General features: G+C 46.9%; 16 protein-coding genes. 8 read left to right on the top strand and 8 right to left on the bottom strand.

Features of this window, described 5'->3' with window-relative positions; genetic code table 11:
* Positions 1–60 precede the first annotated feature (60 nt).
* Genes HP568_RS25010 through HP568_RS24990 form a run of 5 tightly spaced genes read left to right on the top strand, consistent with a single transcriptional unit; the run spans position 61 to position 4883 of the window.
* The gene (locus HP568_RS25010; RefSeq protein ID WP_173630530.1) at positions 61–1464 is read left to right on the top strand and encodes a sugar phosphate nucleotidyltransferase; all 1404 of its coding nucleotides are present in this window, start codon (positions 61–63) and stop codon (positions 1462–1464) included.
* Positions 1457–2575, top strand: coding sequence for a CDP-glucose 4,6-dehydratase (gene rfbG / locus HP568_RS25005; RefSeq protein WP_173630529.1), 1119 nt, complete (start codon positions 1457–1459; stop codon positions 2573–2575). The genes HP568_RS25010 and rfbG overlap by 8 nt, the downstream gene beginning before the upstream one ends.
* Positions 2572–3351 (top strand): glucose-1-phosphate cytidylyltransferase, encoded by a 780-nt coding sequence (rfbF, locus tag HP568_RS25000; protein ID WP_173630528.1) that lies wholly within the window; start codon positions 2572–2574, stop codon positions 3349–3351. The genes rfbG and rfbF overlap by 4 nt, the downstream gene beginning before the upstream one ends.
* The gene (locus tag HP568_RS24995; protein ID WP_254551487.1) at positions 3348–3959 is read left to right on the top strand and encodes an FkbM family methyltransferase; all 612 of its coding nucleotides are present in this window, start codon (positions 3348–3350) and stop codon (positions 3957–3959) included. The genes rfbF and HP568_RS24995 overlap by 4 nt, the downstream gene beginning before the upstream one ends.
* Positions 3960–3995: 36 nt before the next feature.
* Positions 3996–4883 (top strand): NAD-dependent epimerase/dehydratase family protein, encoded by an 888-nt coding sequence (locus HP568_RS24990; RefSeq protein ID WP_173630526.1) that lies wholly within the window; start codon positions 3996–3998, stop codon positions 4881–4883.
* A gap of 52 nt (positions 4884–4935) precedes the next feature.
* Here HP568_RS24990 and HP568_RS24985 read toward each other — a convergent pair whose 3' ends face one another.
* The 6 genes from HP568_RS24985 to HP568_RS24960 all read right to left on the bottom strand — a co-directional run bounded on the left by HP568_RS24985 (position 4936) and on the right by HP568_RS24960 (position 11727).
* Positions 4936–6375, bottom strand: a complete 1440-nt coding sequence (locus HP568_RS24985) for an FkbM family methyltransferase (protein WP_048032035.1) — start codon at positions 6373–6375, stop codon at positions 4936–4938.
* Between the two features lie 27 nt (positions 6376–6402).
* Positions 6403–7509: a glycosyltransferase family 4 protein gene (locus tag HP568_RS24980; protein ID WP_048032036.1), complete on the bottom strand. Its 1107-nt coding sequence runs from the start codon at positions 7507–7509 to the stop codon at positions 6403–6405.
* Entirely contained in the window at positions 7506–8462 is a 957-nt protein-coding gene (locus tag HP568_RS24975; RefSeq protein WP_173630525.1) for a GDP-L-fucose synthase family protein, read from the bottom strand. The genes HP568_RS24980 and HP568_RS24975 overlap by 4 nt, the downstream gene beginning before the upstream one ends.
* Before the next feature lie 30 nt (positions 8463–8492).
* A complete protein-coding gene (locus tag HP568_RS24970; RefSeq protein ID WP_048032038.1) occupies positions 8493–9728 on the bottom strand; it encodes a glycosyltransferase family 2 protein in 1236 nt (411 codons plus the stop codon).
* A gap of 43 nt (positions 9729–9771) precedes the next feature.
* Positions 9772–10743 (bottom strand): GDP-mannose 4,6-dehydratase, encoded by a 972-nt coding sequence (locus HP568_RS24965; RefSeq protein ID WP_048032039.1) that lies wholly within the window; start codon positions 10741–10743, stop codon positions 9772–9774.
* A gap of 126 nt (positions 10744–10869) precedes the next feature.
* Entirely contained in the window at positions 10870–11727 is an 858-nt protein-coding gene (locus tag HP568_RS24960) for a hypothetical protein (protein ID WP_173630524.1), read from the bottom strand.
* A 239-nt stretch (positions 11728–11966) separates the two neighbouring features.
* Between HP568_RS24960 and HP568_RS24955 the strand changes: the two genes are divergently transcribed.
* Positions 11967–12674, top strand: a complete 708-nt coding sequence (locus tag HP568_RS24955) for a hypothetical protein (protein WP_173630523.1) — start codon at positions 11967–11969, stop codon at positions 12672–12674.
* A gap of 6 nt (positions 12675–12680) precedes the next feature.
* Here the strand turns inward: HP568_RS24955 and HP568_RS24950 are convergent, their stop codons facing one another.
* The gene (locus HP568_RS24950; protein WP_173630522.1) at positions 12681–14417 is read right to left on the bottom strand and encodes a phospho-sugar mutase; all 1737 of its coding nucleotides are present in this window, start codon (positions 14415–14417) and stop codon (positions 12681–12683) included.
* 106 nt (positions 14418–14523) lie between these two features.
* On the opposite strand from HP568_RS24950, the gene glf reads away from it, so the two are divergent.
* Positions 14524–15645 (top strand): UDP-galactopyranose mutase, encoded by a 1122-nt coding sequence (gene glf, locus HP568_RS24945; RefSeq protein ID WP_173630521.1) that lies wholly within the window; start codon positions 14524–14526, stop codon positions 15643–15645.
* Here the strand turns inward: glf and HP568_RS24940 are convergent, their stop codons facing one another.
* Positions 15646–16440 (bottom strand): glycosyltransferase family 2 protein, encoded by a 795-nt coding sequence (locus tag HP568_RS24940; RefSeq protein WP_173630520.1) that lies wholly within the window; start codon positions 16438–16440, stop codon positions 15646–15648. It abuts the gene before it with no gap.
* Positions 16441–16668: 228 nt separating this feature from the next.
* Here HP568_RS24940 and gmd point away from each other — a divergent pair, with 228 nt between their 5' ends.
* A complete protein-coding gene (gene gmd / locus HP568_RS24935; RefSeq protein WP_173630533.1) occupies positions 16669–17637 on the top strand; it encodes a GDP-mannose 4,6-dehydratase in 969 nt (322 codons plus the stop codon).
* Positions 17638–17838: the final 201 nt, after the last annotated feature.

Raw genomic sequence — 17838 nt, 5'->3', positions numbered from 1 at the left:
CTGCGACAGACGCATAAGATGGTGCATACAACACGATATAAACGGATAGAGGTGGCCTGGGTGAAACTGATATTGCTATCGGGTGGTTCAGGGAAAAGGCTGTGGCCGCTCTCCAATGATGTCAGGTCCAAACAGTTCTTGAAGTTGGTAGGCAATGCACATTCCCAACCAGAGGCGATGGTTCAACGAGTGTGGAGGCAACTGGCCTCCCGCAATTGGTCGGAGCCTGTTTATATTTCAACAGGCCGCTCGCATGTTGACTTGCTTCAAAGCCAACTTGGAGAAGGCGTTCCTTTGATCGTGGAGCCGGAAAAAAGAGATACCTTCCCTGCCATTGCTTTAGCGGTGACCTATTTGTACTCTGCATTGACACTGGACCCGGATGAGGTCATAGCCGTCATGCCTGTTGATCCATTCGTTGAGGATCGCTTCATGGACAGGATCAAGGAGCTGGAGAACACCATACTCAAATCAGGCGCGAATCTCGCATTAATCGGAGTGAAGCCTACGTATCCATCTACGAAATACGGCTACATTGTTCCACAGCTAGAATCAGAGTCGGATCAGGGTGAAAGGCCTCATGCCTATCAAAAAGTAAAAAGCTTCAAAGAAAAGCCGTCACTTGAGCAAGCGCAGGATTTAGTAGAAAAGAAGGCCCTATGGAATTGTGGAATTTTTGCTTTTCGATTGGGTTATCTCATTCGCGAATTAGAGCAAAAAGGATTGCCTACTGAATACAACCGCATGCTTGAGCAATATAGCCAAATGCCTGCCATCAGCTTTGACTATGAGATTGTAGAAAAGGCAGAGAGAGTAGTCGTTCTCCCGTATGACGGAGACTGGAAGGACTTAGGGACGTGGAATACGCTCACGGAAGAAATGAGCGAGAATGCAATCGGTAAGGTTTTGCTTGATGAGAGTTGCACGAATACGCACGTTATCAACGAATTGGACATACCTATCGTGTCCATCGGCTTATCGGATATGATCGTGGCGGCCAGTCCTGATGGCATCCTCGTTTCTTCCAAGGAACAAAGTCATATGGTCAAAAATTTGGCCTTGGATTGGACAAAGCGCCCAATGTATGAAGAGCGGCGCTGGGGATGGTATCAAGTTATGCATTTTCAGAAGAATGAAGACGATGTGGAAGTATTAACGAAAAGAATCCATGTATACGCCGGGAAAAATTTGAGCTATCAGTACCATCACCATCGTAGCGAAGTATGGATCATCGTAGAAGGCTGCGGCGAGTTCATCTTGGATGATCAGTTGAGCCAGGTTGAACCAGGTGACGTATTGCAAATCCCGGTAGGAGCCAAACATGCAATCAAAGCCACGACCGAGCTGGAATTCATCGAGGTACAGATGGGAAGTCAGCTAGTGGAAGAAGATATCGTTCGACTCGGAATGACGTGGTCAGCGATTCGGGAGCAGATTGGGAAGCACGGTGATCACGATGATTGATCCAGCGTTTTGGCAAAACAAAAAAGTGTTGATCACAGGTCATACGGGGTTCAAAGGGGCATGGCTATGCTTATGGCTGCATCATTTAGGGGCGAAGGTAACAGGGTATGCGCTGTCGCCGCCGACGAATCCGAGTATTTTTGAGTGTGCCCAAATCAGCTCATTGGTTGATTCAATCATTGATGATGTCAGATCGAAGGAAAGTGTTCAAAAAGCGATCAACCAAGCAAACCCGGATATCATCATTCACATGGCCGCCCAGCCGCTAGTGCGTTTGTCGTATCAATATCCAGCGGAAACCTACGAAATCAATGTCATGGGTACGGTGAATGTACTCGAAGCGGCGAGAGTCGCTGTTCAGGATGGAATGAAAATCAAAGCGATCATCAATGTTACGACGGATAAGGTTTACGAAAATCGGGAATGGGTGTGGGGATACCGTGAGCAGGATGTGTTGGGTGGCTATGACCCATATTCCAACAGCAAAGCATGCTCGGAGCAAGTGACTGCCTCCTATCGCAATGCTTTCTTTCACCCCGACCAGTATCACCAGCATGGCGTAGCCGTTTCTTCAGCACGAGCAGGCAATGTAATCGGTGGCGGTGATTGGGCTCTTGATCGATTGATACCGGATTGCCTGAGTGCCTTGATAAAGGGAGAGACAATCACCATCCGTAATCCAAAAGCAATTCGGCCATGGCAGCACGTCCTGGAGCCCTTGAAAGGGTACATGATGCTCGCTGAAAAAATGTGGGCGAATGGCAAGGATTACGCGCAGAGCTGGAATTTTGGTCCGAATGAGGACGATGCCAGATCGGTAGAGTGGATCGCTCGGCAATTGTGTGAACGATGGGGAGCTGGTGCCCGCTCTGAAGCAGAGCGAACCGATCCACAATGGCACGAAGCCCAATATTTAAAGCTGGACTGTTCCAAAGCCAAAAGCGTACTAGGCTGGAAGCCCAAGTGGTCACTCGAACAGACCTTGGACAGTATCATTTCGTGGCATAAGGCTTATCAGCAAAAGCAATGCGTAAGGGAGATCTGTTTGGCCCAAATCGCAGCGTATACAGATAGGGCCAGTGAACACCAGAGGAAGGAGGGCAGCCAATGAAAGTCGTCATCCTAGCAGGAGGGTATGGCACACGCATTGGAGAAGAAACGCATCTTCGTCCGAAACCGCTCATTGAGATCGGTGAATGGCCCATCATTTGTCATATCATGTCCACTTATTCCAAGTATGGTTTTCATGATTTCATCATCTGTCTCGGGTACAAAGGCTATATGATCAAGGAGTACTTCGCGCACTACTTCCTTCACCATTCTGATGTGACCTTTGATTTTCGTAACGATAATCAGGTCACTTTTCACAATCATAATGCTGCTCCGTGGCGAGTCACATTGATTGATACAGGGAAAGACACAGGGACAGGTGGAAGGGTGAAGCGCATTCAGAAGTATGTGGGAGAAGACACCTTCATGCTGACGTATGGAGATGGCTTATCCGACATTGATATTGAAAAGCTGGTAAAATTTCATCGCGCGCATAAAAAACTCGCAACGATCACCACGACTCAACCGCCAGGCAGATTCGGAGCATTGGATATTGCCGATGGGAGCACTGTAACAGGATTCCAGGAGAAGCCAAAGGGGGACGGTGGGTGGATCAATGCTGGTTTTTTTGTTATGGAACCGGGCGTATTCGATTATATTGCGGGTGATGAGACGGTATTGGAAAAAGAGCCGCTGGAGAGCTTGGCCAAGGTGAATCAACTGATGGCCTTCAAGCATACTGGTTTTTGGCATCCGATGGATACGCTTAGAGATAAAAACTACTTGGAAGAACTGTGGAAATCCGGAAAAGCAGCATGGGCAACCAGCCGAACATGAAGGAGGAAGCAGGAGTGGGCGGATTAAACGAGAACAGTGAAGAGGTTTTTTCTCCGATCGGATACGGGGACATTACTATCGATTGTGGGGCAAATTACGGGGTCATTTCTCAAAAAATGGCGGATAAAGGCGCCCTCGTCTTTGCGTTTGAACCGAATCCATACGTATTTGAGGAATTGAAAAAAAGGGTTGGTTCCTATCCCAATGTCGTATGTATAAACAAAGCGGTTTGGCATAAAAACGACAAGCTGCGCTTGCATTTGCATGAACATTACCATACGGATCCGGCAGGGTCTGCGTATGCCTCTTCTCTTTTGACCAATCATCCGGTTACGAATCCTGAAAAATATGTAGACGTAGAGGTAATCGATTTGACACAGTTCATCCAAATGCTCAACCGCCCGATCAAATTGATCAAAATCGATATTGAGGGGGCAGAATTTGAACTGTTGGAAAAAATCGTGGAGCAAAATTTACACCTTCAAATAGAAAAAATCGTCGTAGAAAATCATGAATGGCTGATTGAAGGCTTGAAAACGAAAGCCGATCACTTTCGGAGGGTCATGCAAGAAAAACAAATTCACAACATTGACTTGAACTGGATATAAGAAGAGTGCCAAGCAGGTGAAGGGGAGCGATCCCAAATGAAGATACTTGTGACCGGTGCGACAGGATTTCTCGGAAGCCAGCTCGTAAAAGCGCTGCGATTGGACGGACATACTGTCATCATTTTAAAAAGGAGCACTTCCGATTGCTCGCGTATCCAGGACATATTACCTGATTTGATTACCTATGATACGGATCGAGGTCAATGGGAAGCTCCTTTTTTCGAGCAGGGGAGAATCGATGCGATTATCCATACAGCAACCTGTTATGGACGCAACAACGAAAGCAATGCCACGATCGTAGATACCAATGTGACCTTTCCGCTGAAACTGCTGGATGTGGCCATACGCTCTGGAACCCCTGTTTTTCTGAATACAGATACGTTTTCCAGTGCGCCCGTCCGATTACCCAAACATCTACAACCATACAATTTGACGAAGCGTCAATTTCGAGAATGGGGAAAATGTCTAGCAGATACATCTTCCTTGCAATTCATCAACGTCAGGCTGGAGCATGTGTATGGTCCGTATGATAATCCGAATAAGTTTGTCACTTCTGTCATCAAAAGCTGTCTCGAAAATCAACCCGAACTAAGGCTAACAGAAGGAAAGCAAGCAAGGGACTTTATTTATGTGGACGATGTAGTCTCTGCCTTTCGTGTGCTGTTGGCGCATGCTGCTCGTCTACCCGCAGGATTTACGGAATTCCAGGTAGGGACAGGTACAGCAACCTCGATCCGAGAGTTTGTAGAACTGGTTCAGCATATAACCCAATCAAGCACGCTCCTGAAGTTCGGATCGATTGCGTATACCGACATGGAAATCATGCATTCACAAGCAGATATTCGACCGCTGCAAGCACTAGGGTGGAATCAGCGTGTAAAGCTGGAGGATGGATTGAGAAAGGTAGTGGCCACTTTCAAATAGCAACGAAACAAAAAACATGGCGAGCCTTCAGCCATGTTTTTATCATGTGTGCTTAATCGAGGAAAGTCTTGTTCGTACAGAACAGATCAGCGTGGAAAGGTTTCATTTCGTCTAGCAAGTGGTTGTAGTTCTTCACTTTTACCACCGTATTGTCCCGCTTAAACATATACAGATGGGTAAACAATTTCTCCAGCAGTGTGTATAGCACGAGTGGATGTCTGCCGAAGTTTTCCTTGATGCTATCTGGGTTGAATTCAATGATTACATCCGGGTCCCACTGCTTAAGCGTTCGCATGGCACTTTCCAAGACGATGACCTCTGAGCCTTCCACGTCAATTTTAATGAGGTCGATGCGCGAGATCATATTCTGCTCTACCCAGTCATCCAGCCTGACACATGATATGAATTGGGTGGATTTCTCCACGGCTTCTGGCTCATGCGGGATATAAGACCATCCGCCACCGCGCGGGTCGTCAGTAAAATGAATGTTCCCGTTCCGGTCCGCTATTCCGAGCTGGAGTGGCTCGACATTGGTGATGTGATTCTCGGCCAGGTTGCGCAGGAGATAAGGATAATTGACATCGGAGGGTTCGAATGCGTACACCTTGCCTTGAGGCGCGAGATAGCTCAGTGCGAGCGAGATCGGACCGATGTTCGCTCCGATGTCTAGGCAAACATGGTCAGGTTGTACGATTTTTTTCAGAGGAAGGATAACGTAGTCTTCATAGTATCCTTGGTAATACTCCATAAAGTACAGGACGCTTTGATCGGAGCCGTCCCCGTAGACGGTAAAGGTTTGATTGTCAAACGGCAGGTGAAAGTCAACTTTCTTCATCGAATTCGTTGCTCCTTCAAGTGGATTGTAGATCATGATGATGTCATTTCCTACGACGAATAAGAGGTCGGGACGAAGAGAATGAACGAATTCTCGTAGTTCCTGGATAGTGGGATAATCGTTCAACAATGGATTGGGACCAATAAAGCAACGAGCATCATCAATCAAAATGACGTGATTTTGGACAGAATGCTGCAAAATGGCAGTCAGCTCATGCAAGATAGGGGTGTCCAGGTCTCCTTTGGCTGCCTCAGATGAGCGGGGAATGTAATGGCCGTCCAGCCAAAACAGGCAAGGTGTTGTGACAGAGTACATCAGGTTGGTCAACACTTCTCCACTGTCACCGTGGAGGATATGGATGTGGCTGTCGCCTGAAAATCTCTCTTTTGCCGCGATAAACAAGGCTTCATCCAGCTCGATGGAAACGAGCAAGTCGAAATGGTTTTTCATCGCTTGCAGCATGTCTCCCTTAAACGTACCGGTCTCGATCAAGGTGCGGATGCCCATCGTTTTTGCAATATGCTTGATCTTCGACTTTTTCAAATCGTTTGTCGGTGCTTCCAACAGCCAAAAATCCCAAGTCTCTTGTTCAGTTAAGGGAAACGGGATTCGGCGCTCCTTCCTCCACGTCTCCCGAATTTGTTGCATGCGTGACATACGAAGAAGACCTCCTTTCAAAAGACATTAGCGTGCGACGGAAGTAAAGACAGCCAGTGTTTCGCGCGCACATTTCTCCCACGAAAAATGCTTGGCTTGTTGGATGCCTTTGGTAACCAGGTCTGCTCTTGCCTCAGGTTTCAAATAAAGATGGGCGAGCTTCACTGCGATATCATCTGAAATATTCGGGTCGAAGGTGAGAGCAGCGTCACCCACGACCTCAGGAATGCTCCCTGCATTGGAGCAAACGATTGGAATGTTGGACTTCATGGCTTCTACCAGCGGAATGCCAAAGCCTTCGAAGAGGGAAGGGAAGCAAAGGAACTGAGCATTCCGGTACAAATACGGCATCTCTTCCTGCGGTACGTAATGGAGCCATTTGACTTGGTCCCATAGCTGGTTATTTGTGATGTAATTCATGACGTTTTGATGAGCCTCTTGAGCAAAACCGGTGAAAACCATGGGAATTCGTATATGGTGTTTATCCCGCAAAGTGACAAGTGCTTTGAAGACATTCAGGTGATTTTTGTGATGCCATGTATTCGCGGGGAAAAAGCCATATTGGCTGGGCAGCTTATACTTTTGTATGACCTGTTGGTTGAGTGCCTCATTATGTGGCATGGAAAACTCCCGCGAGGCATCCAGGTGGATCGCATGTACTTTATGCGGAGGAAGCCCGAATTTTTGGAGGATCGTTTGCTTGGAAAACTCCGAGAGAGTCAGCACGGCACTGCAACGCTCTGCAGACGATTTGTAGTTGTCTAGTCGCCAGCGCAAGGAATGAGCATCGAAAAACTCCGGGTAATACTCGTGTTGGATATCTGGAATGTTGATAACAGAAGGAATTGTGACATCGGATGGATTCAATACAAGCAGCGGACAAAACCACAAATTCAACTTCAGGGAGTTGATCCAGAAATGAAGCATCGCGTGTGCATTACCGTGATCGGGGACCATGAATTTGCGCACATTTTTTTGCGCCTCAAAGGTATGGAAATTGTGTGAGGATAAAAAAAGAAACCACTGATGGCCGTCGCCAGCATTCATCGAGTAGGCCAGCAAGTTTCTGACATACTGTTCCATCCCGCCGATTTTGCCAGGAATCACTGACATCAGGTTTATTCCGACTCTCATGTAGGGAGCCTCCCTTGCACGTGAGGATGTGCCATGTACCAGGCAATCGTTTTCTCCAAACCAGCAAGTAAGGACGTTTGTGCCACGAAGCCGAACCGTTCTTTTGCTTTGGTCACATCCAAAAGGCGGCGCGGTTGTCCGTCTGGCTTGGTTTTATCCCATTCGATCTCTCCTTGGAAGCCGCTTAGCTGCTTGATCGTTTCCGCTAAGCTTTTGATGGAGATTTCATGACCAGAACCGATATTGACCGGTTCAGATTGATCATAGCTCATAGTTGCAGCAATAATCGCCTGTGCGGCATCTTCTACATAAATAAACTCCCGTGTGACGCTGCCCGTTCCCCAGAGAACGATCTTCTTCTCGTCATTGCGAATTGCGTCCACACATTTTCGAATGATGGCAGGGATGACGTGTGAGGTTTCCAAATCGAAGTTATCGCCTGGACCGTACAAATTGACAGGAAGCAAATAAATGGAATTGAACCCGTATTGCTCGCGATAGGCTTGCGATTGCACCAGCATCATTTTTTTGGCTAAGCCATATGGAGCATTGGTTTCTTCAGGGTAACCATTCCATATATCTTCTTCCTGGAACGGTACAGACGCATGCTTCGGATAGGAGCAAATGGTTCCGATGGCTACGAATTTTTCGACACCCAATAAGCGGGATTGCTCCATGAGCTGAGTCCCCATGATCAAATTATCGTAAAAGTATTTTCCGGGGTTTTTTTGATTCGCGCCAATTCCGCCGACCACGGCAGCCAAGTGAAGAATGATATCGGGACGGAAATCTTGCAACATCTTGTTTACATCATGTTCTTTGCGAAGATCGTATTCATGGCTTCTAGGGATGAAGATGTCCGTACAGTCCAGCTTGCGCAATTGATGAACGACGTGGCTTCCTAGAAATCCTGATCCACCAGTAACCACAATCCGTTTTTTCGCCAGATTCAATTCGTGTCAACCTGCCTTTCTCGTCCGCATTCAAATTCGAGGCGAAGGGACTCTGCGATTTACCCAATTTTCGATGTTGGCCTTGCCTTTGGTAAATTCCTGATAAAATTGGTACTCCTCATAGGAAAGCGGGAGGATTTCTTCCAGGTGGTAGCTGACAGATCGTTTGACTTTAGGATTGTTGGGGTGGTTCTGAAGGATCTGCTGGCTGCAAAAAATACTCACTTCACATTGCTGTCCCTCTGAGGTAATGGGAATTACGACTTGAAAACGCGATTGGGTAACTTGGAAATTGTGTACGAGTTTCCCATTCCTGATGACATGGAAATGCAGAAGAGGGGCGATATTTTGGTTGCTTCCTTTTATAAGCAAGGCGTGCATCGGTCCATGACTGGCTTCGATAGTCATTCGCAGGTTTTGGGGAGCCCACGAGTCTGAGTAGCGGTTGGATGCAATGATTTGAGGAGAGGGTCCGAATGCATGATACGCTTTCAGCTTGTTGAGAAACCAAAAGGCTCCTTGCTTGTAATGCTTCTGCGTGTAGTGATAAAGCCATTCGTTCGAGATGGTCCCATGATGCTTCACGCTTGTTTTCAAGATTTCGGAAAACCCTGGCTCCAATTCATAGACAAACGTTTTGCACGCGTCATATAAGCGTGAGTTAGCCAAGAATTCCGGAATCGTTCCAATCGGATAATGCAAGGAAATCCGGTTCCACAAATCGTAATCCATGCACCAGTCGTGTTCTTCATTTACACCACCAACTGCTTCAAAAGCATGCTTTCGCAGGAAAGCAGCGGGTTGGCAGATGATGTTGAAATTAAACAATTTTTTTCTGTCAAACTCCACCCAAATGTACGGATATTTTACTTTGTCATCCTCATCAATGTGGAGCCCTTTTCCGTATACTACGCCCCAATCGGGATGCTGCTGCAAGGCTGCCACAGCCTTTCGAATGGCACCGGGAAAATACGTATCATCTGAATTGAGCCATCCGATAATCTCACCACGTGCCATTTGCAATCCTTTATTGATGGCATGGGATTGGCCGCGATCTGGTTCGGAAACGTAGCGGAAGCGGTCTGCTAGGTGGCTGTATTGCTGCAAAATATTCTGTGTACCGTCAGTTGAGGCGCCATCTACCACAATATGCTCAATATGGGGATAGTCCTGTGTCAATACACTCTCGATCGTTCGTTTGATAAAAGCTGCCTGATTGTACGAAGGGGTGATGACACTGACGAGAGGAAGGGATTGCATGGACATAAAAAGTTCCCTCCTGATTTTTTCTACTCATCCACTCGACGTTTTAAGAACTGTTCTGTTGGCGTAGTACAGAGCGCCAGTAATTCAATAAATCTTCCATCGTTTGCTGGAAAGAGACCTCGGGCTCCCATCCCGTCTTTTCTCGAAATAGAGAAGAGTCTCCCAATACGATGTCTACATCAGAGGGGCGCAACCGATTGGTGTCAACGTGTATTTGTACTTGCACATCAGTCAAGGCCAGTAGCGTCTTTAACATGTCTTCGATGGTATAACGAGTACCTGCGGATATATTGTATACATCACCCGGTTCGCCTCGGGTAATCGCCAACCAATACGCTTTGACAATATCTCGTACATCCGTGAAGTCTCGAATCGCCTCAAGATTGCCGACATGTACTTTTGGCTCTTGCAGACCAAGCTCAATCTGGGCAATTTGTTTGGCAAAATTAGAGGTCACATAGCTTTCGCCTCTTCTCGGACCTGTATGATGAAATGTGCGTGTACGGATGATCGCCAAACCGTAGCTGTGATGATATTGATACCCGAGATAATCCTGGGCAATTTTACTGACCGCGTATGGATTGAGAGGACGGAGGGGGTTGGTCTCCTTAATGGGGATTTCCTCCGGATAAACCAGACCGTATTCCTCACTGGAGCAAGCGATTTGAATTTTACACGGAACAGCATGGTTGCGTACCGCCTCGAATAAGTTTAACTGTGGAACAATATTGTTCACCATCGTATCTGCAGGAGACGACACCGAGGTGGGGACGAAGCTTTGAGCGGCCAGGTGAAAAATGAGATCGGGCTTTATTCTCTGGATGAGTTCATTTACAGATTGGGGATCTTTTAATTCACAGTTTTCCATTTGCACACGGTCCATCAGGTGCCCCAGCTGCTCTTTTTTGGTAAGGGACCGGAATGTGCCGTAAACATCTACATCTCCCCGCGACAGTAGATACTCAGCCAAGTGACTGCCGGCAAATCCCGTTACTCCGGTAATCAATGCCTTCATGAGTCGAATCCCCCCTGTCCATGATGCTCATAGCGATGGATGAACAGCTTAACATATTATGAATATGGAAAAACGTGAAAAAAGGGAACGGCGCACAGCTCGTTTCCAATGGGAATTTTATAGGGATCAGGGTTGGGCCGGCACCCATTTGCAGGTCGGATAATCGAAATACATGAAATCATCTGTGTTCGGGATGTCCTGTGAGCGAAAGTAGGGGATATATGCTTTTGCATGTCCTTGAAAATGCAAGGAATGAGCGCTAAGGTAGTCAGGCGTCCCGGTTATTTTGCAATAGAGTGCGCCATTCTTTTGATAAATCTGCTTCTTCCCATCTAGGTTGTCAGCCTGCGGGCAGGCTGGAGCAAAAGGACAGTTGAGATTATGATCGAAAAAGCCGTTGGCAACGATACCATACGTAGCTTTGCGGCGAAGCGCGTAATTGTGAAACAGGATAAACAACACCATGTCAGAAACGGGGGCATCTCCGATTTCTTTTGCGAATTGAAGCAGAGTCTGGTAGTGAAGAGGGTCGCGAAAAAATTTGGTCGCGTAATCGCAAAATTGATTGAGTATTTCCAGGTCGCATACGGTCGTCCAGGTATACTCAAATGTAAAGTCATCGAACTCCTCGTTGTCTCGCTTACTGATATCGGTGTATAGCATTACGTCCGAGTCTAGGTAACAGCAACGTTCTATCCCTTGACTCCTCATAAAATCGCGCAAAATAAACCAGCGCTGGAAGCAAAACAGATTGTATTCGTAGGTGTTGGAAGTGGAGTGCTTGTAAACATAAGAAAAAGCTTGGGCGCTTTGGTAGAAATGCCTCAACAGGAAGTGCTCTGTATTTTCCGCAGAAAGATACTTGTTTTCTGGGCTTCCGATGAGAATGACACGAGAAGAAGGGTTGCTGTATTTCGCCTGTTGCATGCATAATCCTACATGCGCTTCAGCCGTTCTGTGAATAAACACGATGGGCAAACTCACAATTATACATCTCCTCTGTCTTACAAAATGCCTACTAGGCTCCTATTGATAAACTTTATCCTTACTATATTGTCCCGAGGAGGGCCTTGAAACGGCTGGCGCCTCTTATTTGGAACATTTTGTATGAGATGCATGCAAATAGCCTGTTTTGCAGCCTGTTCATTAAATGACCAATCGTATCCGCCAAAAGAAAAATAAGATACGTAAAGACGGATGTTGTAAATGGAGGTATGGGGAGAATGGATGTGTTAAACCGATATGAAAAACGAGTGTATTCCCAAAATGGAGAAGACGGCATCATTGAAGAAATATTTTCGCGAATCGGAACTACGAATCGCTATTGTGTAGAATTCGGAGTTGGGGATGGCTCGGAATGTATGCTCAAAAATCTCGTCACGCAGCACGGATGGAGTGGATTGGCGATGGAAGGCGACCTGAACAGTTGCAATAAAATGTCTGCGGATTATGCTTCCTATCCCCAGGTCATCATCAAGAATGAGCTGATCACGAGAGAAAATATTGCTGGTTTATTCGAAAAAAATGGTGTCCAAAAAGAATTTGATCTGCTTTCTATCGACATTGACGGCAATGACTACTGGGTATGGCAAGCTCTTTCTGCTTACACCCCGCGACTTGTCGTGATTGAGTACAATGCGGCTTTTCCGCCTCCACAAAAAATGGTGATCGTGTATCAGCCGGATTTTAAATGGGGTGGCAATACCTACTATGGTGCCAGCCTGAGTTCCTTGGCGATTTTGGGAACCAGCTTGGGATATGCCTTGGTGGGAACAGATTCAAAGGGCGTCAACGCTTTTTTTGTAAGACGCGACTTGCTTCTTCAATCGGGTTTTCCTGAACGAACACCAGAACAAGCTTATCATCCTCCTCGTTACGGAACAGTCGCGGGCGGACATCCTCCTCAATCCGGTCCGTACTTGGAGATCTAGTCCATACTAGAATCCGATCAACTGCAAGACAGCGTGTTTCAAGGTGAAAAGCTTTTCTTGGCTTTCCTGCTTACTCGTTCCTTTCACGCCTAAATAGATTTTGATTTTTGGCTCCGTGCCTGAGGGTCTGACACAAAACCACGAATGATCGTGGAAAAAGTATTTGATGGTATCTGATGCAGGCAAGGTGAGTGGCGTGGTTGTACCTGTTTGACAATCTGTGCGGATTCCACTGGCATAATCTTCGATGGCTATGATGGGGTGAGCGGCGAGTTGGGAAGGCGGCTGATTGCGCAGGGAGGACATCGTTGCCGAAATTTTTTGCATCCCATCCCCTCCTTTGCACGTGAAAGAAATCAGCTCCTCCGCATAATGACCGTAACGGTTGAATAAGTCATTCAATGTGTCATCGAGGCTTTTGTGCTGTGATTTGTAATACGCGCACATGTCAGCAAGCAGCAAAGCAGTTTGAACGGCATCCTTATCCCGGACAAAATCGCCGATCAAGTATCCGTAGCTTTCTTCGTAACCAAATTGGAAGACGTAGGCTCCACTCTTCTCGTAGGCTTCGATTTTTTCACCAATATATTTGAAGCCTGTCAAAGTGTCTTCTGTCGATACACCGAAGCCTGTCGCGATGGCTCTGCCCATTTCGGACGTGACGATTGTTTTCAATACAATGCCGTTAGAGGGGAGCTCCCCCTTTTTTTGTTTGGTTTCCAGCAGGTAATGAAGAAGCAAGGCTCCCAACTGATTCCCTGACAGGACGCTGTAGTCTCCTGCCTGATTTTTGACGAGCACACCGAGGCGATCTCCATCAGGGTCCGTCCCCATGATTACGTCGGCATCCACCTGCTTGGCGTATGAAATCGCTATTCGAAAGGCCTCAGGCTCTTCGGGATTAGGCGAGGCTACAGTCGAAAAGTTAGGATCGGGGACAGCCTGCTCTTCCACGACACTCACTTGTGTATACCCGAACAATGCCAATCCGCGTGTGATCGAGTCATGCGTTGTACCGTGCAGGGGAGTAAAGACGATCTTCACTTGCTCTCGGATGGCAGGTGATAAGTCTGGATGGACGCGCAACTGCTTTACTTTTTCCAAATACGCATGCAAGAGAGAATCGTCAATGTAGTGGAGAAGTCCGTTTTTGTACAGCTCTTGCTCATCGGCTGGGGTAATTTCGAGTTCATTTCCGGCTGCAACGATCTGTTCCATCAGTCGTTCGGCTGTCGCGAGCGTAATTTGCCCCCCGTCTGCGCCATAAATTTTGTAGCCGTTATATTCGGGAGGATTGTGGCTTGCTGTAATGACAATGCCAGCACACGCGCAAAAGTGGCGCACGGCAAAGGAAAGCAGAGGGGTAGGAGTCAGTTGTTTGAATATACATGTAGTAATCCCGTACTGACCGAGAACTTTGGCGGTTTCTTTGGCAAACAACTGTGAGTGTTTCCGTGAATCATAGGCAATGACGACTTTTTTGACCGCCTGATCCGGGTATGTTTCGAGCAAATAAAGAGCCAGCCCTGCGCTTGCTTTGCGAATCGTGTATAAATTGATGCGGTTTATTCCCGGCTCCATGACCCCTCTCATGCCTCCGGTTCCAAATGCAATCGGGGCAGAGAAGCAATCCGCAAGCTGCTTTTCATCAGCCTGCATGGCGGTTAACTGCTGACGAAGCTCTGGATCGAGGGATTCACACTCGTTCCAGCGTGTGTAGTGTGCGTGCCAGTTTGCATTCATGTAGAGTTCACTCCCGCGTGTAGAGTACGACATCATTTACTAGGGTATTAACGAAATGGTAAGTGAGTGAGTGGATGTGATTAAGATGGGAGGGTGTGAGTCTAACATGAAGGTGGATTGGCTGATTGTCGGAGCTGGATTCACGGGTGCTACACTCGCAGAGCGGATTGCCAATGAGCTTGATCAGAAAGTATTGGTGGTAGAGAGGCGTAATCATATCGGAGGAAATGCCTATGATTGCTATGACGAGCAGGGGGTACTGATTCACAAATACGGTTCGCACACCTTTCATACGAATTCCAAGCTGGTCTGGGACTACTTGTCGCGTTTTACCCAGTGGCGGCCGTACTTTCATGAGGTGCGTGCCTATGTCGATGGCATAAAAATACCGTTGCCTTTCAATCTAAATGCATTGTCCGCTTTGTTTTCCCCGCAATATGCGCAGAAACTGGAGAGCTTACTGATCCGTCACTATGGATTCGGGGCGAAGATTCCGATTCTGAAGCTTCGGGATAGTGCACATGAAGAGCTTAGTTTTTTAGCTGAATTCATTTATCAAAAAGTCTTTCATCGGTATACGATCAAACAATGGGATTTGAAGCCGGAGGAGCTGGATCAGTCTGTTTCCGCAAGGGTTCCTGTGTATGTCAGCAGGGACAATCGGTATTTTCAGGACACGTATCAAGGAATTCCGCTGCATGGCTTTACGGCAATGTTCCATCGCATGCTCCACCATCCGAATATAAAGGTGCTCCTCAATACGGACTATCAAGAAATCGCGGATGAAATCAGGTATAAACGAATGATCTACACAGGCCCGATCGATACCTTCTTTGGCTATAAGCATGGACGGTTGCCTTATCGAAGCCTGCGCTTTCATTTTGAAACGCATCAAAAGGCATGGTACCAAGAAGTGGGGACTGTCAATTATCCCAATGAGTATGATTTCACCAGAATCCTCGAACAAAAGCACCTCACAGGTCAAGTCGTTCCTCATACAACCATATCCTTCGTATATCCACAGCCGTATTCACCTGGCGAAAACGAGCCTTATTACCCCATTCCACGCAAGGAAAATAGCCAACAATACAGCTTCTATAAACGAGAAGCGGAGCAAATACGCGATCAAGTACTTTTTGCGGGCAGGCTCGCGGATTATCAATACTACAACATGGATCAAGCTGTGGCGCGGGCATTGACCTTGTTTAAACAGATTGTCGCAGAATAGTTAGGAAGGCTTTTTTTTCGGAATGAGCTCGTTTACATAAATCCATCCCTCGGGTGTGTACACAAAAACAGGCTCGTACTCGTCGCCCCACAGTTTCAAGATTTTCGTAAGGATGTACTTTCTTGCTTTTGTCCATTGCGGCCAGTTTTTTGTGTGGGAATTGTTGCTCTCGTGAATCAAATAATGATAGAGGTTCGCATCGACCCAGTGAATATCACCTGTTCCGATCAATTTTAATAACATGTATTTGTCATGAGAAAACCTTCCCTGCATAGGATCATCACATTCAAATCCGCCGACATCACGAACCGCTTGTGTCCGATAAAAACGAGGCCAAACCATCGGAGCTTCCAGGTAATCATACTTATCTTTATAGATCGGAGGCCGCATGATTTCGGACAGTTCTCGCGTGTCACCCACTTCCTTCCAAAAAACAGTGTTGGAGAACACGACGTTCGTGGTTTCGGGCTGGCGTTCCATTTCATCCAACAAAATTTCTAAGGTCTTTTCGTCGAACCAGTCATCCGAATCAAGTGAGACAAAGTAGGGCGTGTCAATTCGTTCCAGAGCAGCAGCCATTGTTTTGCCGATCCCTGAATTTTCAGGGAGTAGCACGTAGTGAATGCGGGGATCATCGAGGTACTTTTCTACGATGGCATGCGTGTGGTCAGTAGAGGCGTCATCTACAATGAGGAGCTTCCATTCCTTGTGCGTCTGGTTCAACACACTTTCGATGGCTGTGGAAAGATACTTTTCCCGATTATAGGTTGGAATCACGACAGTAATGCGCGACATGGCAGTCGAAACACCTCTTTTGGTTATTTTAAAATATCTATCACTTGCTTATCTCCTCCTTGATCAATGACAATGGTTTGCCTTCATTAGTTTATTTCGGACTTCTATTCTTGACCCTATCCTGACAACTGAACGTATGAACATGGTCCGGCATAAGCTTAAGAGATGCTCAGGGAACTTACCGGAATGAACATTACGGCACAGCCTGAAGAAGGGGAGTGGAAGCGGATGAAAACAGCTTTCCTTACAGGAATCACAGGTCAGGACGGCGCTTATCTGGCAAAATTTTTGCTTGAAAAGGGGTACCATGTGGTAGGACTGGTACCACGCCGGAGCACGGTGGACAGGTGGCGGCTGGAGTATTTGAACATCGCAGATCACGTCGAGTACAAGGAAGGTGATCTATTGGATGTGTCGTCGTTGACGCGTGCACTGAAGGCATGTAAACCAGAGGAAGTGTATCATTTAGGTGCGCAGAGTTTTGTCGGTTCGTCGTGGGAGCAGCCTATTTTGACCGCGCAAGTAACAGGAATGGGTGTCCTGCATGTTCTGGAGGCGATTCGGGAAACGAACCCTGCCATCAAAATGTATCAGGCTTCATCAAGTGAGCTGTACGGATTAATCCAGGAGCCACAGCAATCGGAGCAAACACCTTTTTACCCAAGAAGCCCATATGCAGTCTCCAAGCTGTTTGGCTACTGGATGACCAAAAACTATCGGGAAAGCTTTCAGATGTTTAGCACCAACGGCATTTTATTCAATCATGAATCACCTTTACGTGGGCTGGAATTCGTTACGAGGAAAGTGACACATGCTGTCGCAAGAATTGCCTCGAACAAGCAAAAGGAGCTGCGGCTGGGGAATATCCAGGCGAAGCGGGATTGGGGCTTTGCTGGTGATTTCGTGGAAGCGATGTGGTTGATGCTCCAGCAGGATAAGCCGGATGACTATGTCATTGCGACAGGAAAAACTTCGACAGTGGAAGAGATGTGCAAAATCGCCTTCGACTATGTTGGGTTGAACTACCTGGATTACGTCGTGATCGACCCGGAATTGTACCGGCCAGCAGAAGTGGACATTTTGTTGGGCAATCCGGAAAAAGCGAAAAGAGAGCTCGGCTGGACACCGAAAACGAGGCTGGAAGAGCTCATTCACATGATGGTTGAAGCGGATTTGCAGCGGGTTGCCAAACAATAAGAGAAAGGCTATTCAGGACACCCTATTTCCGATTGCGGGATGAAAAGGGGTGTTTTTCTTTTGTTTGATGATAGAGGTAGCCTAATCATTTAAAAGGACAACTCATTAATATGTATAGGGTGGCTTGTTTATCGTGCGGTCTGTTATTTTTGTCCCGTTACTCATAGATAAAATAGCAGAAAATTCATTATTAACTGTCAT

Origin of the sequence: Brevibacillus sp. MS2.2, from assembly GCF_013284345.1 — a bacterium.
Classification (GTDB): Bacteria; Bacillota; Bacilli; order Brevibacillales; family Brevibacillaceae; genus Brevibacillus; species Brevibacillus brevis_C.
This window is presented reverse-complemented; position numbering and strand designations above follow the sequence as displayed.